The sequence below is a fragment of the Streptomyces sp. JNUCC 64 genome, assembly GCF_054484115.1.
Window position 1 is genome coordinate 3061750 of the sequence record NZ_CM137015.1, and the last position, 24108, is coordinate 3085857.

Consider the following 24108-nt stretch of genomic DNA (forward strand, 5'->3'; position numbering starts at 1 on the left):
CCGCGTACGGCGGCGCGTGCACGGGGCAGGCGAAAGACGACCGAACACGGCGAGGTCCCCCAGACCACTTGGAGCGGGCCGGAGCGGACCACGCGTGAAGGCAATATCGGTGGCGCAGATTGTGTGTCCGTTGCGGACGGGTACGCCAGAGATGCCGGACCTATGTGATCATCATTACGGTAAGTAAGGGGGTAAACACCCATTGGAGGACTCATGAGGTGACACGTGCAACCACAACGACCGGTAACGGATCATCCGCAGATCTATACGCAGAGCATCACAGGGTTCCGCAAACAGTTGCAGCTTTCGTCTGGAATAGCGGTATTTAGCAGGGCTCGACTGGGCTGCTGGTGCCATGGCACGAGGTGCTCTTCCTCGCTTCCCCAACGCTCGTCCCACCCGTCCGGTTCCCTCGCAGGCAACGGCCTGACAGTGGGGGAAGGGTGACGGGGGCTCCGGTTTGAGCCATCATCGGCTCGCCTCGCCATGCCCATTTCTCATGGATCAGGAGATCCGGGGGCTCGGTCGGCCCACAGCTCCGGCGGCGCCCTGCCCCGCGCACCGGATTCCAGGGGGAAAGGGAAACCCGTGACGCGTACGACGCGCGCACCTCGCGCATGGCTCCGCGCCCGTGATCGGCGGAGCGGGACACCGGGCGGACGGTCACCGGGCCGTCGGACCACCGCCGTCGTCCTCGCGGCCGCGGTCGCCGCGGGCGGCCTCGCCTACACCGGCCTGCGCCCTGACGACCGCACCCCCGAGCGGAGGCCCGAAGCCGTCGACCGGAAGTCCGCCGCCACTCCGGTCAGCGAGGCCGACGCGGTGGCCCGGGCCGTCCGCACCGGGCGGAAGGTGGAGGTCACCGCCTTGCGGACGGCCACCTCCACGACCTGGGCCAAGCCCGACGGGGGGATGGCCGCCCGGCTGCACTCCTCGGCCGTCCGCGCCAAGTCGAACGGCGTGTGGAAGCCCATCGACCTGGATCTGCGCCGCACGGCCGAGGGCTGGGAGCCGACCGTCTCGAACACCAGGATCGTCTTCTCGGCGGGCTCGTCGTCCTCCGGTACCCGGCCGCACAGCGCGGTCGAGCGGGCGTCCCGGACCGCGCCACGCGGCTCCCTGGCCGCCGGCGTCCCGCGCCGGGCAGGCACGAACGCCACCGCCCCCCAACCGCTCGCCAGCATGCGGGTGGGCCCCCACACCATCGACCTGACCTGGCCGGGCCCCGTGCCCGCACCGATCGTCGAGGGCAACCGCGCCCTCTACCCGGAGCTGTTCCCCGGCGCGGACCTGGTGCTGACCGCCGACGACATCGGTTTCGCTCCCGTCCTCGTCCTCAAGACGCCGCAGGCGGCGGCCCATCCGCTCGCCCAGCGGATCGAGTACGGCCTCGGTTCCTCGACCCTCTCCTTCCGCCTGGACCCGCTGTCGGGGATGGTCAGCGCGCTGGACTCGGAGGGGGAGGAGGCGGCCCTGTCGCCGACGCCCTTCATGTGGGACAGCAGCGGTCAGCAGGCCGTCACCGACGGCGGAGTGGGAGAGGGTTCCCAGCCGACCGAGCCGGAGGCCCCCGAGCCCACGGACCCGGCGGCCACCGCGCCCGAGGCGACGCCCAGCCCCTCGGAGGCGCCCGTCACGTCGGACGAGCGGTCCGACCCGGAGAACGAGGTGCTGCCGACCGCCACCGACGGTCCGCAGACCGAGCCCACCCGGCCCCCGCTGCCGGCCGCCCCGCCCGAACCCGCGCCCGAACCCTCCCGGACCGGCGCCGCCGCGACCCTGGGGCTGCCGTCGCTGAACGGCCCCGCGCCGGACTCCCGGGGCGAACTGGTCGAGCCCGATCTCAACGGCAACATCTGGAGCCTGACGCCCGACCAGGAGTTCCTGACGGACCCGGCGACCACCTACCCCGTCTTCGTCGACCCGGCCTTCAGCAAGAAGACGGCCCACTGGACCACCACCTACAGCAGGCACCCCAACGCCACCTTCTACAACGGCAGGGGCTTCAACAAGGCGGGTACGCACGAGGCGCGGGTGGGCTTCGAGTCGGACACCTGGGGCACCTCCCGCTCCTTCTTCAACATCGAGGTGGGCGACCAGCTGGACGGCGTGCGGGTCAAGAGCGCCGCGCTGCGCACCCTGGCGACCTACGCCTGGTCGTGCAGCGCCCGGTCGATGAGCGTGCACCTGACGAGCGAGATCAACGGTCGCACCAACTGGCGCAACGCGCCGAAGCTGCACGACGGCAACAAGTACGCGACCCGCAGTTTCGCGCACGGGTGGAAGGCGTCGTCCTGCCCGGACAAGCACGTGGAGTTCGATCTGCGCGCCGCCGTGCAGAAGCACGTCGACGGGGACGACGACGGTGTGATCACGTTCGGCATGCGGGCCCGCGACGAGAAGTCGCAGCACGCCTGGAAGAAGTTCCGGGCGACCAAGGAAGACGGCCCTGCCCTTGAGATCGAGTACAACCGGCGGCCCGGTTCCCCCACCCGCCTTGACCTCGAACCCGAGGCCAAGTGCACGACGGCCGAGCCCTACGTCCGCGTCGGAGCGGACGAGGTGACCCTGTCGGCCCAGGCCGCCGACAAGGACGGCAACCTCGACCTCCTGGACTTCGACCTCTGGCCCACGGGCAAGTGGGACACCGCGGGCGACGGGCTTCCCGGATCCGGCAAGGTCCATCTGTCCGACGACCAGCGCCGTGAGGGGAAGGGCACCAGCAGGCCGTTCAGCACGAAGGGCCAGGACGGCGTCCTGTTCTCGTGGCGCGTCCGGGCCGTGGACGCCGCGAAGGACACCTCCCCGTACTCCCCGGCCGGTACCCCCTGCCGGTTCGTCGTGGACCGCAAGGTGCCGAAGGCGCCCCGGGTCAGCTCCACCGACTTCCCGAACGCCGACGAGTCCGAGAACGGGTTCGGCGCCGGAGGGGAGGACAGCGTCTGGTCCGCCAAGAAGTTCGGCACGCCGGGCTCCTTCACCTTCCGGGCGCTCGACAGCGACGTGGTCCGCTACGAGTACGGGTTCAACTCGTCCAGCTTCCCCGGGTCGGTCAACCGCACCGCCGGGACAAGCGTCACCGTCAGCGCGACGGTCTCCAACGCCAAACCCCCGACGGCGGGACCCAACGTCCTGATGGTCCGGACGGTGGACCAGGTGGGCCATGTGTCACCGGCGACGGCCTACCTCTTCTACGTGACGCCCCGCGACCAGGCGGATTCACCGGGGGACTTCACCGGTGACGCCATGCCGGACCTGTTCGCGGTCACCGAAGGGGGGAACCTGGCGCTGTACCCCTCCCAGGGCCGCACCGACGACGTGCTCAAGGGCAGCGGCGACCTCGACTACTCGATGCCCGGCGCCTACCAGGACAACAAGGAACGGAATCCCAACGGGGGCGACGGCGAACCACCGCACGAGGCCGCCGGTTCGGGGCACTTCAAGGGATCGCTGATCACCCACAACGGCGACGTCTACGGCGGTGACGGGTTCCAGGACCTGATCGCCCGCGTGGGCGGGAAGCTGTGGGTGTACCCCGGTGACGGGTACGGAGCGGTCAACGTCGACCGGCGGCGGGAGATCCTCCTGCCCGAAGGTGCTCCCGCCCCCTCGACGTTCACCCAGATCGTGTCGGCCGGTGACGTGACGGGGGACGGACTGACGGACGTCTTCGTGACCGTCGGAGACGCCCTGTGGGTGCTCACCGGCGCCCAAGGGGCGACCGTCGGGGAGGCGACGCGGCTCACCTCGTCCCCTTGGGCTCAGCGGGACCTCGTCTCCGCGTACGACATGAGCGGTGACGGCGTCGCCGACCTGGTCTACCGTTCGGACACCGGCAAGCTGATGCTCCGCAAGGGCAAGCCCGCCACCGGGGGCGGGGTGGACCTGTCCTCCCTGGCGGCGGCGGCCAACTCCGCGGGCGGGGCCGACAGCACGTACGGAGCCACGGGCTGGTCCGCGGCGGAAGCGCCCTTCGTGGTCGGCACCCCGGACGCCGACGACGACGGCATCGGGGACATCTGGTCGGTGCGGGGCGACGGTTCCGTACGGTTCCACACCGGTTCCCGGACCGCGCTGGTCGGCGGCGGGAGCACCATCATCACCGCCCACACCCGCTGGAAGACCCGGATCGCCGTGGGCTGACGCCCCCGCCCCCTGTTCGACGACCGCCCGGACCGCCGTCCCGTCCGGGCGGTCGTCGCGTTGTCCGGGCGGCTGCCATCGGCGTTCGGGGGATGCGTACCCGTGGTCCGGGTTGGTCGAGGGGGGCTGGCCTCAGGAGGGGGTGGGGGAATCGCTCCAGTGTGCTGGGCGGGGTGGGCGCGTCAGGGTGAACTCGCCATCACCCAGGCGCACTTGGAGAACGTCGATGAACTTCACCACCGCCCCGTCACCGTCACCGTCCCCGTCGCGGGCGTCCAGGGGAGTCCGGTACCGCGCGGCCCTGCGGGCGGGTGCGGTGGCGGCCGTCTGCTGCGGGCTGCTGCCGCTCGGCGGACCGGCCGTCGCCGCCCAGGCCGGGCCCGCCGCCGTCGCCGCCGCTCCGGAGCGGGGGGCGGAACGGCGCGCGGAGCGGGGGCGGGGCTCGCTGGTGTCCGCCGAGCGGCTGTACTCGCTGGCCGCCCCGGCGGACGTCGCCGCCGAACTGGGCGGGGCCGGGTTCGACGCCTCCGGCGTCCGGTACGGGGTGGTGACGTACCGGCTGGTCTACCGGACCGTCGATCCGCACGGCCGCCCCACCACGGCGAGCGGGCTGCTGGCGCTGCCGATCGGGGGCGGCGAGCGGCTGCGGGCCGTCTCCTTCGCGCACGGCACCGGCAGCCACCGCGACGACTCACCGTCCATGCGGCGCGGCGCGTTCGTGTCCGCGCCGGTGATCGCGTACGCGGCGGCCGGGGCGGCCGGGGTCGGGCCCGACTACCTGGGGATGGGCACGGGCCCCGGCCTCCACCCCTGGATGGACATCGGGTCGGAGACCACGGCGTCCCTGGACATGCTGCGCGCCGCCCGCGCCTTCGCGCCCCGCGTCGGCCACCGGCTGGACCGTGAGGTCCTGGTCACCGGCTTCTCGCAGGGCGCGTCCGCGGCGCTGGGGCTCGGCCGGGCCCTGGAGGCGGGCCAGGACCGCTGGTTCCGGCTGGGCGCGCTGGCCCCGGTCAGCGGGGCGTACGACTTCGGCGGCACCGAACTGCCCGCGCTGCTCGCCGGACGGCTGGAGCCGAAGTCCGGCGTGCTGTACGCGGCGTACACCCTGGTCGCGTTCGACCGGCTGCACGGGGTGTACGACGACCCCGGCGAGGTCTTCCGGGCGCCCTACGACCGCACCGTGGAGGCCCTCTTCGACGGCGCCCACACGGGCGAACAGCTGATGCGCGGCACCCCGGGCACCCTGGACGAGCTGCTGACGGAACGCGGCCGGAACCTGCTCGCGCGGCCGACGGGAGCGTTCGCGGCGGCCCTGCGCGAGACCGACGCCGTGTGCGTGGACTGGACCCCCCGCGCCCCGGTCCGGCTGTACATGGCGTCCGGGGACGAGCAGGCGGTCACCGAGAACACCGAACGCTGCCGGACGGCCCTGCGCGCGGGCGGGGTGGCGGCCCCGGTCGTCGACCTCGGCGCCGTCGACTACCGGGGCTCCCGCCATCTGGGGTCCAACGTGGCCGCCACGGCGGCGATCGTCCGCTGGTTCGGGGAGTGGGACCGGGACCGGGACCGGGACGGAGAACGGGACTAGGACGGGGGTCAGAGCCGGGGCGGGGACGGGGGCCCGGGCGACGGGGGCCGGGACAGCGGGGGCCGGGACGGGGAGCCGCTCCGGCGGTGACGGCGGTGAGCCAGGCGGGCGGCCCCCGGGCTTCCGGGGGTCTCCCCCGACCCCGGGGGCCAGGCCGGAACGGGACCTCCCGCCCCAGGACTTGAACACGTTCAAAAGCAGGTCTACAGTCTTCATCGTCAGCACTTTTGAACGTGTTCAACAAGTGCCGCGCCCTGGCACGGGCACGGCCGGAGAAGGGGGGTGGGGGCCGTGGACGGAACACAGGACCTCACATGGATCGCGTACCTCGTCTACGTCGTGGTGAGCATCGGTCTGACCGTCTGGGTCGCGCGCACGCTCAGCCGCAACGGCCGGATCTTCCTCTCGGACGTCCTGCGCGGCAACGAGAAGCTGGCGGACGCCGTCAACCATCTGCTGGTGGTCGGGTTCTACCTCGTCAACCTCGGGTTCGTCGCGCTCTATCTGAACCAGGAGAAGCGGATCACCGAGGCGCGCGAGGTCTTCGAGGCGCTGTCGACCAAGCTCGGCGTCGTCCTGCTGGTGCTCGGGGTGCTGCACCTCGGCAACGTCTGGGTGCTCAACAAGATCCGGCGGCGCGGGGTCATGGAGCGGGAGCAGCAGCCCCCCGTCCCGCCGCAGGAGTACACCGAGGACCGCGGTCCGTGGGCGCCGCCCGCGGCCCGGGCGTGACCGCGATGAGCGGCACCGGCCCCACGGCCCCGGAACCCGCCGGGGCCGGCACGGACGGCACGGACGGCACGGACAGCACGGCGTCCTCCCAGGTACCCGCCGGTACCGGGACGGACGGGACGGCGCCCTCCCCCGTACCCGAGCCCGTCCCGGTGGCGGAGTCCGCGCCCGAGCGGACCGCGTACGGGCGGACGGCACCGGAGCGGACCGGGCCCGGACGGGCGGCGCCCGGGCCCGCGCACGGCGCGCCGCCCCGGCAGCCCGCCGTGCGGGGGCTGACCGTCCTGTACGACGCCACCTGCCCGCTCTGCGTCTTCCTGCGCGGCTGGCTGGCCCGTCAGCCACGGCTGGTCCACCTCGACTTCGTCCCGGCGGGTTCGGAGGCGGCGCGACGCCGGTTCCCCGCGCTGGACCACGCCTCCACGCTCGTCGACATCACGGTGGTCGCGGACGGCGGACAGGTCTACCGGGGGCCCAACGCCTGGGTGGTCTGTCTGTGGGCGCTCACCGAGTACCGGCCGACCGCCCACCGGCTCAGCACCCCGCACGGGGCGCGGCTCGCCAAGGGCGTGGTGGTGGCCGCCTCCAAGTACCGGGAGGCACTGCTGGCACGCGGCGGCGCCAGGACGCCCGGAGCCGTCGGCGGACCGGGGGGTGCCGGTCCCGTCGGGGGGCGGGACCGTCGCCCCGGGTACGCCCGCGCCCGTTCGTACAGCGGACCCGTCGGCGGCCCGTCCGCCCCCCGCCCGCCGGACGGGCCCGCGCGACGCGCGGACGGCTGGGAGTACCGGCCCCGGGTGGGATGGGTGCACACGGGGCGCCCGGCCGTCGCGGCACCGGCTCCGGTGCCGGGACCGGCCGCCCCGGGCGGTCGCGGCACCGGGGACGGCCCCGGAACCGGAGCGGGTCCCGGAGCGGGTCCCGGAGCGGGTCCGCGAGTCGAGGACGGTTCGGGAGCCGGAGGCGGTCCGCGAACCGGAAGCGGTCCCGGGGCCGGGGCCGGGGCTGGCGGGGCGTCCCCACCGGCCACCACCTGTGCCGACGGCTCCTGTGCCACTGACTAGGCTCGGTGCCGTGCCCGCAGACGAGACCCGCCCGACGGAACGGCCGAAGCAGCCGACCACCGCGCCCGCGCCCCGCCCCGCCGACGACACCGACGGCGGGGGTGCCGGCGGGAACGACGGGCGGTCCGCCTCCAAGAGCGAGCAGACCCGCGCGCTCATCCTGGAGACCGCGCTCCGGCTGTTCCGGGAGCGCGGGTACGACAAGACGACCATGCGGGCCATCGCCAAGGAGGCCGGGGTCTCGGTCGGCAACGCGTACTACTACTTCGAGGGCAAGGAACACCTGATCCAGGGGGTCTACGACCGGATCTCCGCCGAGCACAAGGCGGCGGTCCGGCCGGTCCTGGACCGGGAGACGGACCTCCAGGCGCGGCTGGCCGGGGTGCTCACCGCCTGGGTGGACATCTCGGAGCCGTACCACGGGTTCGCCGCGCAGTTCTTCAAGAACGCGGCCGATCCGCAGAGTCCGCTCAGCCCGTTCTCGGCGGAGTCCGGGCCCTCCCGGGAGGCGGCGATCGACACCCACCGGGAAGTGCTCGCCGGATCGCGGACGAAGGTGCCGGACGAACTGTCCGACATCCTCCCCGAGTTGATGTGGCTCGCCCAGATGGGACTGGTCCTGTACTGGGTGTTCGACCGGTCCGAGGACCACCGGCGCAGTCGGCGGCTGGCCGAGCGGGGCTCCCGGCTGATCGCGCGCGGGGTGTCGCTGGCCCGCTTCCGGGTGCTGCGGCCCCTGGTCCGCGAGGTCCACGAGCTGTTCACGGACTTCCGGCCCGGCCCCGAGGACCTCGCGCCCGCCCCGGAACGGCCGCCGGGGGCCTGAACGCGGACGGGCCCCGGGGGCACACCCACCGGGGCCCACCCGCAGGGGCCCACCGCCCGTCCGCCCCGCGACCGCCCGTCTGACCGACGACCGGGCGCCCGACCCGCGACGCCCGCGCCCTCCGGGGCCGACGGGCCCGCCGTCGCCGCCCCGCCGCCGTCAGATCGGGCCCGGGTCAGCCGCCGCCGGGACCGGACCGGTCACCCTCACCACGACCGTCACCGCCGTCGGCCCCACCGCCGCGATCGGACGAACCGTCGCCACCGCCACCGCTGTCGCCGTCCCCGCCGGACGGATCATCACCGCCACCGGACGAACGGTCCCCACCGGACGAACCGTCCCTGCCGGGCGGGCCGTCCCTGCCGGGCGGGCCGTCCCCGCCGGAGGCGGCCTCCCCCGGGCCGGAGTCGGCAAGGAGGGCGCGGTCCGGGTCGTCCTCGACGAGCGGGAGCTGGCGGGCGGGCACCAGGGCCCACACCGTGGCGCCCCGCCGTCCACCGCGCCAGGTCCCCCACACCTCGGTGAGGCACTCCAGCAGCCGCCGTCCCGCGTCGTGTTCGTCCGAACGGACCACCGCACCGGCCTCCGGGCGGCTCTCGTCGGTGACCTCGACGAAGCAGGCGCCGTCCGCCAGCACGGTGACCGCGACCTCGAACTCCCGCTCCAGCAACGGCCCGTGGCGGACCGCGTCGGTGACCAGCTCGGAGACCAGCAGCACCGTGTCGTGGAGCGGACCGTCCTCCTCCGCGCACCCCCAGGCGAGCAGGTGGGCGCGGGCCCGCTGCCGGGCCAGCGCCACCGACGCGGGGTGCCGGGGCAGCCGGAACGCGTCCCGTCGCACCATGGGCCCCTCCTTCCCCCGCCCGTCACAAAGAGCACGGAAAGCTCACCGAACCCACGGGTGCGACACATGATGCAGGCTGACGGGGCTTCCCGGGAGGGGTCAGGCTTGTTTGGAGGCGAGTTGGACGACCGTGATGTCCGACTCGGCGCCCACCCGCACGGGCGGTCCCCACGCTCCGGCCCCCCGGGTGACGTACAGCTGGGTGTCCCCGTACCGCTCCAGCCCCTCCAGGGTGGGGTTCTGGAGCCCGGCCAGGTAGTCGACGGGCCAGAGCTGGCCGCCGTGGGTGTGGCCGGAGAGCTGGAGGTCCACCCCGTGCCGCACCGCGTCGTGGATCACGATGGGCTGGTGGGCGAGGAGCACCGACGCCCGCGCGGGGTCCCGGCCGCCCAGCGCGCGCTCGAAGTCGGGCCCCTGCCCGTCCGGCTCGCCCGCCGGGTCGTTCACCCCGGCGAGGTCGAAGGCGGGCAGTTCGGTGCGGATGTTCTCCATCGGACGCATTCCCAGGTCGCGCACCTCGTCCACCCACTGCTCGGCACCGGAGAAGTACTCGTGGTTGCCGGTGACGAAGTACGTGCCGTGCCGTGCCGCCAGCCGGGCCAGCGGGGCGGCGGCGGGACCCAGCTCCGCCACGCTGCCGTCCACCATGTCCCCCACGATGGCGATCAGGTCGGGCTGGGTGGAGTTGATGGTCCGCACCAGCCGCTCGGCGAAGGACCGTCCGAGCATCGGGCTGAGGTGGATGTCGCTGACGACCGCGATCCGGAAGCCGTGCGCCGACCGGGGCAGCTTGGCCAGCGGCACCGTCACCCGCTTGACCGTGGGCCCGTTCAGCACGCTGTACGCGCCCGCCCCGACCGTCGTCGCGGCGGCGGCCACGGCGGTCCCGGCGACGGTGCGCGCGATGAACACCCGGCGCGAGGGCCCGGCGGGCGCGACGGGCTCGGCCGGTGCGACGGGGTCTGCGGGTACGGCGGGCTCGGCGGGTGCGACGGCTATGGCGCCCCCGTCCCGCGCCCCGGCCCCGTCCCGGACGTCCGGAACACCGGAACCCCCGGAGGCGCGGGAGACACCAGGGGCGTCAGGAGCACCGGGGGCTTCGGGAACACCGGAGGCGCTGGAGGCACCGGGAACACCGGGGGCGTCAGGGGTACCGGAAGCGGTGGGGGCGCCGGACGTGGCGGACCGGTCCCGGCGGGCGAGGAAGCGTCGCAGCACCGGGCGGACGGCCTCGCCCACCGCCAGGTACAGGACCAGGTACAGCATCAGGGCCAGCCACAGATAGCCCGGCCAGGCCAGCGTCTGCTTCAGCCAGAACGGAACGGGGGCCCGGCCGCTCATGACGGCCCCGACCATCAGCAGGGGCCCCAGGACGAACACCGTCGTCCCGGTCCTCCGGGCGAGGGTGCCCTTGGCCGTGGTGTCGCGCACCACCCGCCGCCACACGTACCACTGGAGCGTGGCGATCACCGCCAGGGCGACCAAGCCGAACAGAACCGCGACGACCATCCGACCGCCCTTTCCATGCGCTGATGACGGAGGTCTAACCGTCGCGGCGCACCGATGAGTTCCCCGGAGCGCGAAGAGATCCCGCGTGGGCGGCGCGCCGCCCACGGCGCCCGGCACGCTCAGGGCGCTCCGGGGACCGCCCCCGGGGCCGTACGGGGACCGCGCCGGGGTCCACCGGGCCGCGCACCGCGCCGGAACCGCCGCCTCCGGGAGCGCGCGTCACTCCCGCCGGTGCTCCCGGCGCAGGGCCCGCACCCCACGGAACCCGATGACCCCCACGACCGTCCCCAGAACAAAGGAGACGATCGCGAGCAGCAGGTGGACCCAGAAGTACGCGGTGGGGTCACCCGCGTCGTCGAAGGCGAGCCCGCTGCCGTCCTTCCAGAGATTCCTGGCGAAAGTGACCCAAATGACCCACGTCCACACCCCGAAGGCGAGCAGGAACCAGGACACCGGGCGGCTGAGCTTCATGGGCTCAGTATCGCGACCGCGTCCGCGTCCCGTTCGCCCGGGTGGGGCCGAGCCGCCGGAGGGCACCTCGCCCGACGGTCTGACAGGAAGGGCCGGTACCTTCTCGTCCGTGTCCGCCATCCTCTCCCCCACGAGGCGGGTGACCGCTCTCCTGGTCGCCTCCGCCCTCTCCCTGTCCCTGACCGCCCTGACGGTCCCCACCGCGCACGCGACCGGAAGACCGGAGGGCACCCGCCAGGAGCCCACGGGCTACCAGCGGGAGAAGCAGGACGACAAGAAGGGCGACAAGGGCGGCAAGGCGAAGGACGGGGAGAAGGGCAAGAAGAAGGACAAGGACATAGTCAAGCCGCCCAGCGAGATGGCGAAGGTCGGCGGGGCGCGGCTCGGCGAGCCGGGCACGCAGGTCGAGCTGGGCGCGGACGCCCCCGTACTGCCGATGAAGCTGTCGGCCCGGTCCTGGATCGTCGCGGACGCCGAGTCGGGCGACGTCCTGGCCGCGCACAACGCGCACTGGCCGCTGGCGCCCGCCAGCACCCTGAAGATGCTCTTCGCCGACGCCCTGATGCCGAAGTTCCCCAAGACCCGCAGTCACACGGTCCAGCCGTCCGACCTGGCGGGCCTCGGCGCGGGATCGAGCCTGGTGGGCATCAAGGAGGAGCAGACGTACACCGTCCACGACCTGTGGCTCGGTGTCTTCCTGCGCTCCGGCAACGACGCCGTACGGGTGCTGGCCGCGATGAACGGCGGCATCCCGCGCACGGTCGAGGACATGCAGAAGCACGCCGAGGAACTCCAGGCGGTGGACACCAAGGTCGTCTCCCCGGACGGCTACGACGCGGCCGGGCAGGTGTCCTCCGCGTACGACCTCACCCTCTTCGCGCGGTCCGGGCTCCAGAAGAAGGACTTCCGCGAGTACAGCGCGACGCTGCGGGCCCAGTTCCCCGGCGAGGCCGTGAAGACCAAGAAGGGCAAGAAGCCCAAGAAGCGCCCCACCTTCGAGATCCAGAACACCAACCGGCTGCTGAGCGGCGACAACGGGCTGAAGCCGTACCAGGGCATCGCCGGGGTGAAGAACGGCAACACCACCAACGCGGGCTCCACCTTCACCGGGGTCGCGGAGCGGAACGGGCGGGTGCTGCTGGTCACGGTGATGAACCCGTCGTCCGAGGAGCCCCACGCGGTCTACCAGGAGACCGCCCGGCTGCTCGACTGGGGCTTCTCCGCCCACGGCAAGGTCGACCCGGTGGGGGTGCTGGTCCCGCCGAAGGGCGCGGACCTGTCGGACACCGGGAACCCGGGCTCCGGCACCGGCTCCCCCGACCCGTCGGGTGCGGCGGGCGCGTCGGGGACGGCGGACGGGGACGACGGGGCGGCCTCGAAGGTCGCCGCCGAGCACCCCTCCGGGGGGATGGGCGTCGCGCTGGCCATCGCGGGCGGCGCGCTGGCGGTCCTCGCCGTGGTCGTGTTCCTGATCAACCGTCGCTGGCCCGCCCGGGGCCGCTGACCCACCGCCCGTCGGGCGGTGAACCGGGGGCGCCGGTTCACCGCCCGGCGGGCGCCGGGGCCGGACCGTCCGGCTCCGGCTCCGGCTCCGCACCGGCATCCGGCTCCGAGGGATCCGCCTCGGACCCGGGCCGGGTCGCCGTCCACGCGGCGCAGTAGAGCAGCAGCTTCGCGGTGAAGTTGATCCACAGCATCAGCGCCACGGGCACCCCGAACGCCCCGTACATGCTGCGGCCCGCGACGTCCTTCATATAGCTGCCGATCAGCGTCTTCAGCAGCTCGAACCCGGCCGCCCCGAGCAGCCCGGCGACCACCAGGTCGCGCCGCGCGGGGCGCACCCCCGGCAGCAGCGTCAGGACGTACGCCAGGACGAGGAAGTCGGCGAGCACCGCCACCGCGAACGCGGCGGTCCTCAGCAGCGCCCCGCCCGCCCCGGACCCGTCCACGCCCAGCAGCCGGGCGCCCCAGCCGACGGCGCTGGACGCCAGGCCCGACGCGGCCAGGGACAGCAGTCCGGCGCCGCCGAGCCCGGCCAGCACCACCGTGTCCTTCGCCTTGCGCAGGACGGGGTTCTCCTCCGGGTCGGGCAGTCGCCAGACCGCGCGCAGGCACTCCCGCATGGAGCCGACCCAGCCGACCCCGGTGAACAGCAGCAGGACTCCCGCGATCAGTCCGACGGTGCCCGCGTGGGCCACCAGCCCCGCGATGTCGAGCTGTCCGGAGATGCCCGGCACCTGCTCGGCGATCTCCTCCTCCAGCTTGCGCTGCCCCGCGCTGTCCAGGGTCGCGGCGGCGATCGCCGCCGCGACGGTGATCAGCGGGAACAGGGCGAGGAAGCTGAGGAAGGTCATGGCCGCCGCGAGCCGCGTCCACTTCACCTCGTCGAGCCGTTCGTAGGCCAGCCACGGGCGCGTGGTCATGAACCGCCGCACGTACGGCCCGATCCACGGAAGCCTCGTCAGCCAGTCCATCCGCCGTCTCCCCGTCGTCCGTCGGAGCGCGCCCGCCGTCCGGTGCCCCGGCCACCCGGCCACCCGGCCACCCGGTATCTGACACAGGTTCCCGCGCGTCGGTCGCGTACCCCGGATCGCCGGAGTTCCACACCCGTCCGGCCCCTTCCCGGCGGAGGTGCCCTCCCTCGCCGAAGGGTCGGACGGCGGGCCGGTCCGGATGTCCCCAGCCACCCGGCCCCGGGCCCTCACCACCGGACGGCGAGCAGCCCCGCCGCACCGGACGCGGACGGCGACCGGAACGGTTCACGGGCCGCCGTCGGAACGGTTCAGCGCGTCCGCGCCATGCACGCCCCGGTGACCGGACCCGCCACGGCGCCCAGCAGCGCGCCGAGGACGGGGCCCAGCACCGCGCCCGCGAGGAGCCGGGGCGCGGACCCGCGCACCGGGCGCCGACGCCGGGGCGCCGCGCCGGTCGTCCGGGACCTGGGCACGGGCCGTCCCGTGGCGGCGGTCCGGACCCGGACCCCGCCCGGCCCGGACGGTCCGGACGCCGTGGGCGCGGGCCCGGCCGTACCGGTGGTCCAGGCGGTGCCGGAGCGGGGGGCGGACGGGATGCCCGGACAGGACCGGGGGGACGGGACCCCCGAGGCGGTCCACGGCGTCCCCGACGGGGACCCGGCGCCGGGCGGGCGCGGCGCCGTGACCGCCTGGGCGACCTCGCGGGCCGCCTCCAGCAGCCGTGCCGCGCGCGCCAGTTTCCGGGCGGTCTCCGTCAGCAGGGCGGTCCTCGGGCCGACCAGGGCGGGAAGGCCCCGGAAGGACGGCTCCGGGGCCGTCTCCAGCGCGTCCAGCGCCTCGGGCGCACCGGGCTTCCCGGACGCGCCGGGCGTCCCCGTGGCGACCGTCCCGGACGGCCGCGCCCCGGCCTCCTCCGTCGCGGGCGTCACCAGTGCCCGGAACATCCAGGGCGCGCCCAGCTTGGCCGTGACGGCGCCGAGCGCGGCACCCGCCACCACGTCCGTCGGATAGTGCACCCCGACCACCATCCGGGACACGCACATGGCCGCCGCGAGCGGCGGCAGCACCCTCGCGCCCGTCGGGGAGAACGCCCCGAAGGCGACCGCCGCGGCCGCCGCGGCGGTCGCGTGCGAACTGGGAAAGGAGTGGCGTCCGGAGGTCCACACCAGCGGCGCGGCCTCCCCGGGACGCGGCCTGCGCACCACGAGCTTGATTCCCATGCTCACCGCGTGGGCCGCGAACGTGACCGTGGTCCCCCGCAGCCAGGCTCCCTTCCGCTCCTTGTCCACCGCGGCTCCCACCAGCCCGGCGGCGAGCCACAGCGCGCCGTGCTCGCCACTCCAGGACAACAACCGCGCGGCCGTGAGCACTGGCGGGAACTGCCCGCAATCACGCAGTGCCGACAACAACCGCTGATCCAACTCTTGCACAGGGTCCCCAGCTTTGTTCCTACGTCTGACTCCCCTACGCAACAGGCAAAGAGGGCGCCCCTATTGGAAGACACTCCACCAGTCGCCCATTCCAGTGAGATGCGCTCGAAAGATCCGCAAAACTCACATTACGTACCGGTACGGTCCCATTCGTGCCCGGCCATTCTCCCGCCCCCGCCACCGCCGTTCACCGCTCCCCCGCCGGGCCCCGCACCCCCACAACGACCTGACTCCGCACCCCGAACCCCTCGAACGACCGCCGACGGCCGTCCATTTCCCCACTCTTTTCCCCGTAATTCCCCTACTTCTCCCCGCGCTTTCTGAGTCTTCCCCACTTCACGGTCCGTCACACCCATGGGTTTTTCTCTCCGTCCGGAACACCCCTCCCCGTCACCGTGCCGCCCGGCCGCGCGGGTTCGCCGTTCCGGAAGGGCGTTCGAGCCGTTTCGGTCGCCGTGGAACCCGTCCGTCCCCGCCAAGCAACCGTCCCGTCCCGCCAAGCATCGGAGCGTGGTCCCGTGAAGGACGCCCCCGGCATCCCCCAGTCCCTGTTGATCCTCGGCGGCACGTCCGGGATCGCCCTCGCCACGGCCCGGCGGCTGGTGACCCGTGGCGCGCAGACCGTGTGGCTGGCGGGCCGCCCCTCGCCCGCGCTGGAGGACGCCGCCGAGCAGTTGCGGCGGCTCGGCGCCGACGCCCGGACCGTCGCCTTCGACGCGCTCGACCCGGCCGGTCACGAGACCGCGCTGGGGAAGGTCTTCGCGGAGGGCGCCGTCGGCATGGTGCTGCTCGCCTTCGCGCTCCCCGGTGACCAGGCCCGCGACGAGAGCGACCCGGTCGCCGCGGCCACCGTCGCGGCGACCAACTACACCGGCGCGGTCTCCGCCGGGCTGGTCTGCGCCCAGGGGCTCCAGAACCAGGGGCACGGCTCGCTGGTGGTGCTCTCCTCGGTCGCCGCCGAGCGGGCCCGCCGCACCGACTTCATCTACGGCTCCAGCAAGGCCGGGCTGGACGCCTTCACCCAGGGGCTGGGCGACGCCCTCCACGGGACGGGCGTGCACGTGATGCTGGTGCGTCCCGGGCCGGTCCGCGCCCGGCCGGGCGCGGGCGTCCGGGCGCCGGAGGAGCACCCGCTGTTCCCGGTGACCACTCCGGAGGCCGTCGCCACGGCGATCGAGGCGGGGTTGCGGCGGGGCGCGGAGGCGGTGTGGGTGCCGGGGGCCCTGCGGGTGGTGATGTCCGCGCTGCGGCACCTCCCCCGCACGGTCTTCCGCCGCCTGGCCCTCTGACCCCACGGGTTCCCCGCGGCCCCTCGTTCGGGCTGCCGTCCGCCGTCACCCGCCGGTACGCGGTGGCCGTTCGCGCAGTTCCCCGCGCCCCTCGGCAGGGCCGCTGTCCATAGTCCCGTGCGGGTACGTCGTGGGTTGCTCGCGCCGTTCCCCGCGCCCCTGGGTGGGTCACTGCCGTCGGTCCGCCGCTGGCCCGTCGTGGCCGTTCGCGCCGTTCCCCGCGCCCCCTCCGGGTTGCTGTCCGTGGTCGGCTGCGGGTGCGTTGTGGTTGCTCGCGCCGTTCCCCGCGCCCCTGACGGGGCACTGTGGTGGTCCGGTCGCGTAGGCCCGGCCCGCGCCGGACGCCCAGAGGGCCATGGGGCCCCACAAGGGGCGCGGGGAACGGCGCGAGCGACCCACGACGGCCCGCACGGGATCACGAACAGCCAGGCACCGGGAACCCCCGACGTGCCCACACGGAGTCACGGGCAGCCAGGCACCGGGAACCCCGACGTACCCGCACAGGGCCACGGGCAGCGACCCGATCGAGGGGCGCGGGGAACTGCGCGAACAACCACCACGTGCCCGCAGACGAAAACCCACGGAAGACACCCCCGAAGGGGCGCGGGGAACCGCGCGAGCGACCGGCCACGGCCCGCACGGGGCCACGGGCAGCGACCCGGCCGAGGGGCGCGGGGAACTGCGCGAACAACCACCACGTGCCCGCAGACGAAAACCCACGGAAGACACCCCCGAAGGGGCGCGGGGAACTGCGCGAGCGACCGGCCACGGCCCGGGGGCGACGACGCGGCCCCCGGGAGGGCACCGGCCCGGCGCGACCCGGAAGGTCAGCGGGCCGGGAGCGTGCCCCGGGCCGAGGGGGCGGGGGCCTGGTGGGGGACGGTCGGTCCGCCGAAGGCGAAGTCGTGGAGCTTGCGCCACACCTGGTCCGCACCCTGCTCGTAGAGCGCGAACCCGGTCACCGGCCACGCGGCCTCGTACTCGGCGAGCTCCGCGAAGGCCCGGTCCATCGCGGCCTCGTCGATCCCGTGCGCCACGGTGACGTGCGGGTGGTACGGGAACAGCAGCTCGCGGACGAGCGGCCCCGAGGCGTCCCGCACCCGCTCCTGGAGCGCGGCGCAGGCCGGAGCGCCCTCGACCACCTGGACGAAGACGACCGGCGACAGCGGACGGAAGGTCCCCGTCCCCGACAGCCGCATCGGGAACGGCCGGGCCGACGCCGCCACGCCCCCCAGGTGCGCCTGGATCGCGCCCAGCGCCGAGGACTCGACCTCGGTCGGCGGGAGCAGGGTCACATGGGTCGGGATGGCGTGCGCCGCGGGGTCCCCGAAGCCCGCGCGCCGCTCCTGGAGCAGGCTGCCATGGGGCTCCGGGACCTCGATCGACACACCGATCGTCACGGTCCCCACGTCAGTCTCCCGTCGTCGTCGTGGCTTGGGCACGGCTGGTCACTGGTGCGTCCGGCACGGACGGCGCGTTCCGCCCGGCCCGGGACTCGCCGGACCCGGGCGGACCGTGCCGTTCAGTGCTTGGCGGGCAGGAAGCCCACCTTGTCGTACGCCCGCGACAGGGTCTCCGCCGCGACGGCGCGCGCCTTCTCCGCTCCCTTGGCCAGGATCGAGTCCAGCGTCTCGGGGTCGTCGAGGTAGTTCTGGGTGCGCTCGCGGAACGGGGTCACGAAGTCGACCACGACCTCCGCGAGGTCCGTCTTGAGCGCACCGTACCCCTTGCCCTCGTACCCCTGCTCCAGTTCCGCGACGGCGGTACCGGTGAGGGTCGACAGGATCGTCAGCAGGTTGCTCACCCCGGGCTTGGCCACCGGGTCGTAGCGGATCACCGTGTCGGTGTCGGTGACCGCGCTGCGGATCTTCTTGGCGGTGGCCTTCGGGTCGTCGAGGAGGTTGACGAGGCCCTTGGGCGTGGAGGCCGACTTGCTCATCTTGACCGCCGGGTCCTGGAGGTCGTAGATCTTCGCGGTCTCCTTGAGGATGTACGGCGCCGGGACCCGGAAGGTGTCGCCGTAGCGTCCGTTGAACCGCTCCGCGAGATCACGTGTCAGCTCGATGTGCTGCCGCTGGTCCTCGCCGACCGGCACCTCGTTCGCCTGGTAGAGCAGGATGTCCGCGACCTGGAGCACCGGGTAGGTGAAGAGCCCGACGGTGGTGCGGTCGGCGCCCTGCTTGGCGGACTTGTCCTTGAACTGGGTCATCCGGGACGCCTCGCCGAAGCCGGTGAGGCAGTTCATCACCCAGGCGAGCTGGGCGTGCTCCGGCACGTGGCTCTGCACGAAGAGGGTGCAGCGGTCCGGGTCCACTCCGGCGGCGAGCAGCTGGGCGACCGCGAGCCGGGTGTGGTTCCGCAGGTCCCCGGGGGCCTGCGGGATCGTGATCGCGTGCAGGTCGACGACCATGTAGAACGCGTCGTGGGACTCCTGGAGGGCCACCCACTGGCGCACGGCGCCGAGGTAGTTGCCGAGGTGGAACGAGCCCGCCGTGGGCTGGATTCCCGAGAGCACGCGAGGACGATCAGAAGCCATGCCCACCATTCTCTCAGGTGTCCGGCGCCCCGTGGGAACCGATCCGGGAGACCGGACCCCGTCCGAGGGCCCCCGCCCCGCCGCCCGCGCGGGTCCGCCCGCCGGTCCGCGCCCCGGACCCCGCGCCGCGACCGGTGAGACGAACGCCACAGGCGGGCGGAGCGGGGACGGGCGCGGCGGACCCGGGGACCCCGACCGGCGGCCGTCGGTCGGGGTCCCCGGGTCACCGGGCCCCTGGGTCACCGGGCCCCTGGGTCACCGGTCGCCAGGGCAGCGGTCGCCGGTGCGCCGGTCACAGGCCGTCGGTGGTTGTCGGCGGCCGTCGGACCGGCGGGGACCGTCAGTCGCCGGTGGGGACCGTCAGTCGCCGGTGGGCAGTCCGGGCGCCGGGTGGGCGGCCATCAGCTCCGCCACCTCGGCGCGGATCCGGGTGAGCGCCGGTTCGTCGGCGGCGCGGGCGGCGGTGACCGCGCGGTCGATCCACCCGGCCACCCGGGGCATGTGCGCGGGGGTGAGGCCCCGGGAGGTGAGCGCGGGGGTGCCGATCCGGATGCCGGAGGGGTCGAAGGGGGTGCGGGGGTCGAAGGGGACGGTGTTGTGGTTGACGACGATCCCGGCCCGGTCGAGGGCCTTGGCGGCGACCTTGCCGGGCACCTCCCGGGCGGTGAGGTCGATCAGGATCAGATGGTTGTCGGTGCCGCCGGAGACCAGGTCGTGGCCGAGGGCCAGCAGGGCGTCGGCGAGCGCCCGGGCGTTGGCGACGACGGCGTGGGCGTAGTCGCGGAAGCCGGGTTCGGCGGCCTCGCGCAGGGCGACGGCGATCGCGGCGGTGGTCTGGTTGTGGGGGCCGCCCTGGAGACCGGGGAAGACCGCCCGGTCCAGGGCCCTGGCGTGCTCGGCCCGGGAGAGCAGCATCGCGCCCCGGGGTCCGCGCAGGGTCTTGTGGGTGGTGGTGGAGACGACGTCCGCGTGGGGCGCGGGCGAGGGGTGGGCGCCCCCGGCGACGAGCCCGGCGATGTGGGCGATGTCGGCGACGAGCAGGGCGCCGCTCTCCCGGGCGATCTCCGCGAACGCGGCGAAGTCGATGGTCCGGGGCAGCGCGGTGCCCCCGCAGAAGATCACCTTGGGCCGTTCCCGCAGGGCCAGGTCGCGGACCTCGTCGAGGTCGACGCGGCCGGTGTCCCGGCGCACCCCGTACTGGACGCCCCGGAACCAGGTGCCGGTGGCGGAGACGCCCCAGCCGTGGGTGAGGTGGCCGCCCATCGGCAGGGCCATGCCCATCACCGGGTCGCCGGGGCGGGCGAACGCCAGGTAGACGGCGAGGTTGGCGGGGGACCCGGAGTAGGGCTGGACGTTGGCGTGGTCCATCCCGAAGAGGGCGGTGGCCCGGGCGGCCGCCAGCCGTTCGACCTGGTCGATGACCTGCTGGCCCTCGTAGTAGCGACGGCCGGGGTAGCCCTCGCTGTACTTGTTCTGGAGCACCGTCCCGGACGCCTCCAGGACGGCGGTGGAGACGTAGTTCTCACTGGGGATCAGCCGCAGGGTCTCGGCCTGGAGCAGTTCCTCGGCGGCGACCAGCCCGGCGAGTTCGGGGTCGGTGGCGGCGAGGGCGGGATGGGGCAGCGGCAGGGGCATCGTGGCCTCCGGGGCGATCGGTCGGAATCCGGTCGTGGTCCCGGGGTGCCCAGGCGGACGACACCTCGTGCGGCGGGACGACGGCGGTCACCGCGTCCCGGCCGGGCACGGCTCCCCCGGGGTCGGTTCCCCGCGCGCCAGTCGACGTGCCCACGGCCAGCGTAACGGGTGGCGGACGGCGGGCACCGCGACCCGGGGCCGGGCGCCGGATGCCGGGTGCCAGGTGCCGGACGCCAGGCGGGCGGATGGCGGCGCGACGGGTGCCGGGCGGCGGACGGATGACGGCGTGGCGGGCGACGGGTGGCGGGCGGCCGTCCGGGGCGGAGGTTTCGGGACGGGGGATCGGAGCGACGATAGAAGGACGTCCGGTCGACGAGGATCACGGCGGTCCGGGGCGGCACCCCGCCCGTCCGCCGCAGGATGAACGGAGAACCCGTGTCCAGCACCGAGAGCCGCCGCACCCAGGAGTTCATCGAGGCCGCCGACGCGCACAGCGCGCACAACTACCACCCGCTGCCCGTGGTGATCGCCACCGGCGAGGGCGCCTGGCTCACCGACGTCGAGGGGCGCCGCTACCTCGATCTGCTCGCCGGGTACTCGGCGTTGAACTTCGGGCACCGCAACCCCCGGCTGACCGCCGCCGCCAAGGCCCAGCTGGACCGGGTGACGCTCACCTCGCGGGCGTTCCACCACGATCTGTTCGGACGGTTCTGCGCGGAGCTGGCGGAGCTGTGCGGCATGGAGACGGTGCTGCCGATGAACACCGGGGCGGAGGCGGTGGAGACGGCGGTGAAGACGGCCCGCAAGTGGGGGTACCGGGTGAAGGGGGTGCCCGCCAACCGGGCGAAGATCGTGGTGGCCGCCGACAACTTCCACGGCCGGACCACCACGATCGTCAGCTTCTCCACCGATCCGGAGGCCCGGGCGGACTTCGGGCCCTACACCCCGGGGTTCGAGATCGTGCCGTACGGGGACGTGACGGCGATGCGCGCGGCGCTCACCGAGAACGCGGTGGCCGTGCTGATCGAGCCGATCCAGGGCGAGGCCGGGGTGCTGGTGCCGCCCGCCGGGTACCTGGCGGCGGTGCGGGAGCTGACCCGGGAGCGGAACGTGCTGCTGATCGCGGACGAGATCCAGTCGGGCCTCGGCCGCACCGGGCGGACGTTCGCCTGTGAGCACGAGGGCGTGGTCCCGGACGTGTACGTGCTGGGCAAGGCGCTGGGCGGCGGGGTGGTGCCGGTGTCGGCGGTGGTGTCCGGCCCGGAGGTGCTCGGCGTGTTCCGGCCGGGCGAACACGGCTCCACCTTCGGGGGGAACCCGCTGGCCTGCGCGGTGGCGCTGGAGGTCATCGCGATGCTGCGGACCGGTGAGCACCAGGCGCGCGCCGCCGAGCTGGGCGAGCGGCTGCACCGCGCGCTGGGGGAACTGGTGGACGCGGGGGACGGCGGGGTGCTGCGGGTGCGCGGCCGGGGGCTGTGGGCGGGGGTGGACGTCGATCCGGCGCTGGGCACCGGGCGGGAGGTCTCCGAACGGCTGCTGGCCAAGGGCGTGCTGGTCAAGGACACCCACGGCTCGACGATCCGGATCGCCCCGCCGCTGGTCGTCGAGGAGGCGGACCTGGACTGGGGGCTGGAGCGACTGCGGGAGGTCGTGGCGTAGGGCCCCGGCGCGGTTCCCGCGCCCCTGGGCGAGTTGCCGCCGTCGGTCCGCCGCAGGTGCGTCGTGGCCGTTCGCGCAGTTCCCCGCGCCCCTGGGCCGGGCCGCTGCCCGTGCCCCCGTGCGGGCCGTCGTGGGTCGCTCGCGCAGTTCCCCGCGCCCCTACGGGGCCCTGCCATGGTCCCCTGGCGTCCGGCACGGGCCGGGCCTTCGCGAGCGGACTGCCAAAGCGCCCCGTCAGGGGCGCGGGGAACTGCGCGAACAACCACCGCGCACCCGCAGGTGACCACGGGCGGCAACCCGCCCAGGGGGCTCAGGGCAGCACCCGGCACAGCGCGTCCAGGGTGCCGGGCCAGGCGCTGTCCGAGGGGATGCCGTAGCCGATGACGAGGGCGTCGGGGTCCCGGTCGGTGACGGCCTCCGGATGGCGGTGCTCGGCCAGCCCGGACAGGACGAGCCCCTGCCGGGCGGCGGCCCGCAGCACGGACCGCTCGGTGCCCGGCGGGAGCTGGAGGACGGCGGTCAGTCCGGCCGCGATCCCGGTGACCCGGACCCCGGGCGCCCGCTCGGCGACGGCGGCCACCAGTTCGTCCCGGCGACGGCGGTAGCGCAACCGCATCGCCCGGATGTGCCGGTCGTAGGCGCCGGAGGCGATGAACTCGGCGAGGGTGAGCTGGTCCAGCACCCCGCACGCCCAGCCGGGCCCCTTGTCCCGGAGGACCTCCGGGACCAGCCGGGAGGGCAGCACCATCCAGCCGAGCCGCAGCCCGGGGGCGAGCGACTTGCTGGCGGTGCCCAGGTAGACGGCCCGGTCCGGGTCGAGGCCCTGGAGGGCGCCGACGGGCTGGCGGTCGTAGCGGAACTCGCCGTCGAAGTCGTCCTCCAGGACCAGTCCCCCGGTGCGGCGCGCCCAGTCGACGGCGGAGGCCCGCCCGGCGGGACTGAGCGCGTACCCCAGCGGGGACTGGTGGGCGGGGGTCAGCAGCACCGCGTCCGGGGCGAGGGCGTCCAGCGCCCCGGTGCCGGTGTCGCCGCCGGTCCACGGCAGGGCGGGGGTCCGCAACCCCGAGTCGGTCAGCAGTTCGCGGTGGAAGTACAGGCCGTACGACTCGACGGCCACGCTCCGCGCGCCCCGGCGGGCCAGGGTGCGGCCGAGGAGCAGCAGCCCCTGCGCGAACCCGGCGGTGACGACGACGTTCTCCGGTTCGGCGCGCACCCCCCGGGCCCGGGCGAGGTACCCGGCGAGGGCGTGCCGGAGTTCGGGGCGGCCCCGCGGGTCGCCGTAGCCGAGGGCGTCGTCGGGGGCGGCGGCGAGGGCGCGGCGGGCGGCCCGCAGCCACTCGGCGCGCGGGAAGGCGGAGAGGTCGGGGGTGCCGGGCTGGAGGCTGTACTGGGGCGGACCGGGGACCCGGGGGGCGCGGACGGGCGCGGGCCGGGGGACGGCGCGGGCCGCGACCCGGGTGCCCGAGCCCTGCCGGGCGGTGAGCCAGCCCTCGGCGACGAGGTCGCCGTAGGCGTCGGCGACGGTGTTGCGGGCGACGCCGAGGTCGGCGGCGAGGGTCCGGGAGGAGGGCAGCCGGGTGCCGGGGGCGAGCCGTCCGCCCCGGACGGCCTCCCGCAGGGCGTGCGTCAGCCCCTTGCGCAGTCCGCCCGGTCCGGCGGGGTCGATGTGCAGATCGATGCCGAGCCCGCCGCGCGGACCCGTCCGTTCGCGACGCGGACCGGCCGGTCCGCCGCGCGGACCCGCCGCACCGGCCCCGTCGTCCGGGCCGCTCCCGTTCTCCGTCGCCCCCGTCGCCCCCGTCGCCATCCGTCCGCTCCCCTCCGCCCCGGCGTCCGGACCGCCGAGTGGCCGGGCAACCGGGCGGCGGAACCCCCCGGGGAGTCCAAGTGGCCCAAGATCTGGGG

The 24108-nt window shown here is 74.6% G+C and carries 15 protein-coding genes and 2 pseudogenes; 8 read left to right on the top strand and 9 right to left on the bottom strand.

Annotation, left to right across the window (positions count from 1 at the left end; translation table 11 throughout):
- Positions 1-588: 588 nt before the first annotated feature.
- From ACVWNX_RS12395 to ACVWNX_RS12415, 5 genes and pseudogenes are all read left to right on the top strand, one after another.
- Positions 589-4143, top strand: a complete 3555-nt coding sequence (locus tag ACVWNX_RS12395) for a DNRLRE domain-containing protein (protein WP_454413971.1) — start codon at positions 589-591, stop codon at positions 4141-4143.
- Positions 4144-4369: 226 nt separating this feature from the next.
- Positions 4370-5734 (top strand): lipase, encoded by a 1365-nt coding sequence (locus ACVWNX_RS12400; protein ID WP_454413972.1) that lies wholly within the window; start codon positions 4370-4372, stop codon positions 5732-5734.
- A 291-nt stretch (positions 5735-6025) separates the two neighbouring features.
- Positions 6026-6466 (top strand): hypothetical protein, encoded by a 441-nt coding sequence (locus ACVWNX_RS12405; protein ID WP_454413973.1) that lies wholly within the window; start codon positions 6026-6028, stop codon positions 6464-6466.
- Positions 6467-6732: 266 nt separating this feature from the next.
- Positions 6733-7284, top strand: a pseudogene (locus ACVWNX_RS12410) (thiol-disulfide oxidoreductase DCC family protein); the annotation flags it as partial.
- Between the two features lie 403 nt (positions 7285-7687).
- The gene (locus ACVWNX_RS12415; protein ID WP_454414735.1) at positions 7688-8356 is read left to right on the top strand and encodes a TetR/AcrR family transcriptional regulator; all 669 of its coding nucleotides are present in this window, start codon (positions 7688-7690) and stop codon (positions 8354-8356) included.
- Between the two features lie 175 nt (positions 8357-8531).
- On the opposite strand, the gene ACVWNX_RS12420 is transcribed toward ACVWNX_RS12415, so the two are convergent.
- The 3 genes from ACVWNX_RS12420 to ACVWNX_RS12430 form a co-directional block, all read right to left on the bottom strand.
- The gene (locus ACVWNX_RS12420) at positions 8532-9200 is read right to left on the bottom strand and encodes an ATP-binding protein (protein ID WP_454413974.1); all 669 of its coding nucleotides are present in this window, start codon (positions 9198-9200) and stop codon (positions 8532-8534) included.
- Between the two features lie 99 nt (positions 9201-9299).
- Entirely contained in the window at positions 9300-10709 is a 1410-nt protein-coding gene (locus ACVWNX_RS12425) for a metallophosphoesterase (RefSeq protein WP_454413975.1), read from the bottom strand.
- Positions 10710-10928: 219 nt separating this feature from the next.
- Positions 10929-11180: an SCO4848 family membrane protein gene (locus ACVWNX_RS12430; RefSeq protein ID WP_454413976.1), complete on the bottom strand. Its 252-nt coding sequence runs from the start codon at positions 11178-11180 to the stop codon at positions 10929-10931.
- 109 nt (positions 11181-11289) lie between these two features.
- Between ACVWNX_RS12430 and ACVWNX_RS12435 the strand changes: the two genes are divergently transcribed.
- Positions 11290-12684 carry a D-alanyl-D-alanine carboxypeptidase family protein gene (locus ACVWNX_RS12435; RefSeq protein WP_454413977.1) on the top strand — a complete coding sequence of 465 codons (1395 nt, stop codon included), beginning with the start codon at positions 11290-11292 and terminating at the stop codon, positions 12682-12684.
- 37 nt (positions 12685-12721) lie between these two features.
- Here ACVWNX_RS12435 and ACVWNX_RS12440 read toward each other — a convergent pair whose 3' ends face one another.
- Together ACVWNX_RS12440 and ACVWNX_RS12445 are read right to left on the bottom strand one after the other, a co-directional pair.
- Positions 12722-13654 carry a YihY/virulence factor BrkB family protein gene (locus tag ACVWNX_RS12440; protein WP_454413978.1) on the bottom strand — a complete coding sequence of 311 codons (933 nt, stop codon included), beginning with the start codon at positions 13652-13654 and terminating at the stop codon, positions 12722-12724.
- Between the two features lie 941 nt (positions 13655-14595).
- Positions 14596-15084, bottom strand: a pseudogene (locus tag ACVWNX_RS12445) (phosphatase PAP2 family protein); the annotation flags it as partial.
- A 518-nt stretch (positions 15085-15602) separates the two neighbouring features.
- Here ACVWNX_RS12445 and ACVWNX_RS12450 point away from each other — a divergent pair.
- Positions 15603-16373 carry an SDR family NAD(P)-dependent oxidoreductase gene (locus ACVWNX_RS12450; RefSeq protein ID WP_454413979.1) on the top strand — a complete coding sequence of 257 codons (771 nt, stop codon included), beginning with the start codon at positions 15603-15605 and terminating at the stop codon, positions 16371-16373.
- 827 nt (positions 16374-17200) lie between these two features.
- Here ACVWNX_RS12450 and ACVWNX_RS12455 read toward each other — a convergent pair.
- The 3 genes from ACVWNX_RS12455 to ACVWNX_RS12465 all read right to left on the bottom strand — a co-directional run bounded on the left by ACVWNX_RS12455 (position 17201) and on the right by ACVWNX_RS12465 (position 20544).
- Complete coding sequence (locus ACVWNX_RS12455) at positions 17201-17782, bottom strand: 2'-5' RNA ligase family protein (RefSeq protein WP_454413980.1); 582 nt, start codon at positions 17780-17782, stop codon at positions 17201-17203.
- Between the two features lie 113 nt (positions 17783-17895).
- Positions 17896-18909, bottom strand: coding sequence for a tryptophan--tRNA ligase (gene trpS, locus ACVWNX_RS12460; RefSeq protein WP_454413981.1), 1014 nt, complete (start codon positions 18907-18909; stop codon positions 17896-17898).
- 360 nt (positions 18910-19269) lie between these two features.
- Positions 19270-20544 carry a serine hydroxymethyltransferase gene (locus ACVWNX_RS12465; RefSeq protein WP_454413982.1) on the bottom strand — a complete coding sequence of 425 codons (1275 nt, stop codon included), beginning with the start codon at positions 20542-20544 and terminating at the stop codon, positions 19270-19272.
- Between the two features lie 420 nt (positions 20545-20964).
- Here ACVWNX_RS12465 and rocD point away from each other — a divergent pair, with 420 nt between their 5' ends.
- On the top strand, positions 20965-22203 hold the full coding sequence (gene rocD, locus ACVWNX_RS12470; protein ID WP_454413983.1) for an ornithine--oxo-acid transaminase: 1239 nt from the start codon (positions 20965-20967) through the stop codon (positions 22201-22203).
- Positions 22204-22513: 310 nt separating this feature from the next.
- Here the strand turns inward: rocD and pdxR are convergent, their stop codons facing one another.
- The gene (pdxR, locus tag ACVWNX_RS12475; RefSeq protein ID WP_454413984.1) at positions 22514-24010 is read right to left on the bottom strand and encodes a MocR-like pyridoxine biosynthesis transcription factor PdxR; all 1497 of its coding nucleotides are present in this window, start codon (positions 24008-24010) and stop codon (positions 22514-22516) included.
- Positions 24011-24108: the final 98 nt, after the last annotated feature.

Bases quoted from the DNA above. Each gene is read 5' to 3' on its own strand.
- ACVWNX_RS12430 (WP_454413976.1), bottom strand. From the start codon at position 11,180: ATGAAGCTCAGCCGCCCGGTGTCCTGGTTCCTGCTCGCCTTCGGGGTG.
- ACVWNX_RS12425 (WP_454413975.1), bottom strand. From the start codon at position 10,709: ATGGTCGTCGCGGTTCTGTTCGGCTTGGTCGCCCTGGCGGTGATCGCC.
- ACVWNX_RS12440 (WP_454413978.1), bottom strand. From the start codon at position 13,654: ATGGACTGGCTGACGAGGCTTCCGTGGATCGGGCCGTACGTGCGGCGG.
- ACVWNX_RS12465 (WP_454413982.1), bottom strand. From the start codon at position 20,544: ATGCCCCTGCCGCTGCCCCATCCCGCCCTCGCCGCCACCGACCCCGAA.
- trpS (WP_454413981.1), bottom strand. From the start codon at position 18,909: ATGGCTTCTGATCGTCCTCGCGTGCTCTCGGGAATCCAGCCCACGGCG.
- ACVWNX_RS12400 (WP_454413972.1), top strand. From the start codon at position 4,370: ATGAACTTCACCACCGCCCCGTCACCGTCACCGTCCCCGTCGCGGGCG.
- pdxR (WP_454413984.1), bottom strand. From the start codon at position 24,010: ATGGCGACGGGGGCGACGGGGGCGACGGAGAACGGGAGCGGCCCGGAC.
- rocD (WP_454413983.1), top strand. From the start codon at position 20,965: ATGAACGGAGAACCCGTGTCCAGCACCGAGAGCCGCCGCACCCAGGAG.
- ACVWNX_RS12420 (WP_454413974.1), bottom strand. From the start codon at position 9,200: ATGGTGCGACGGGACGCGTTCCGGCTGCCCCGGCACCCCGCGTCGGTG.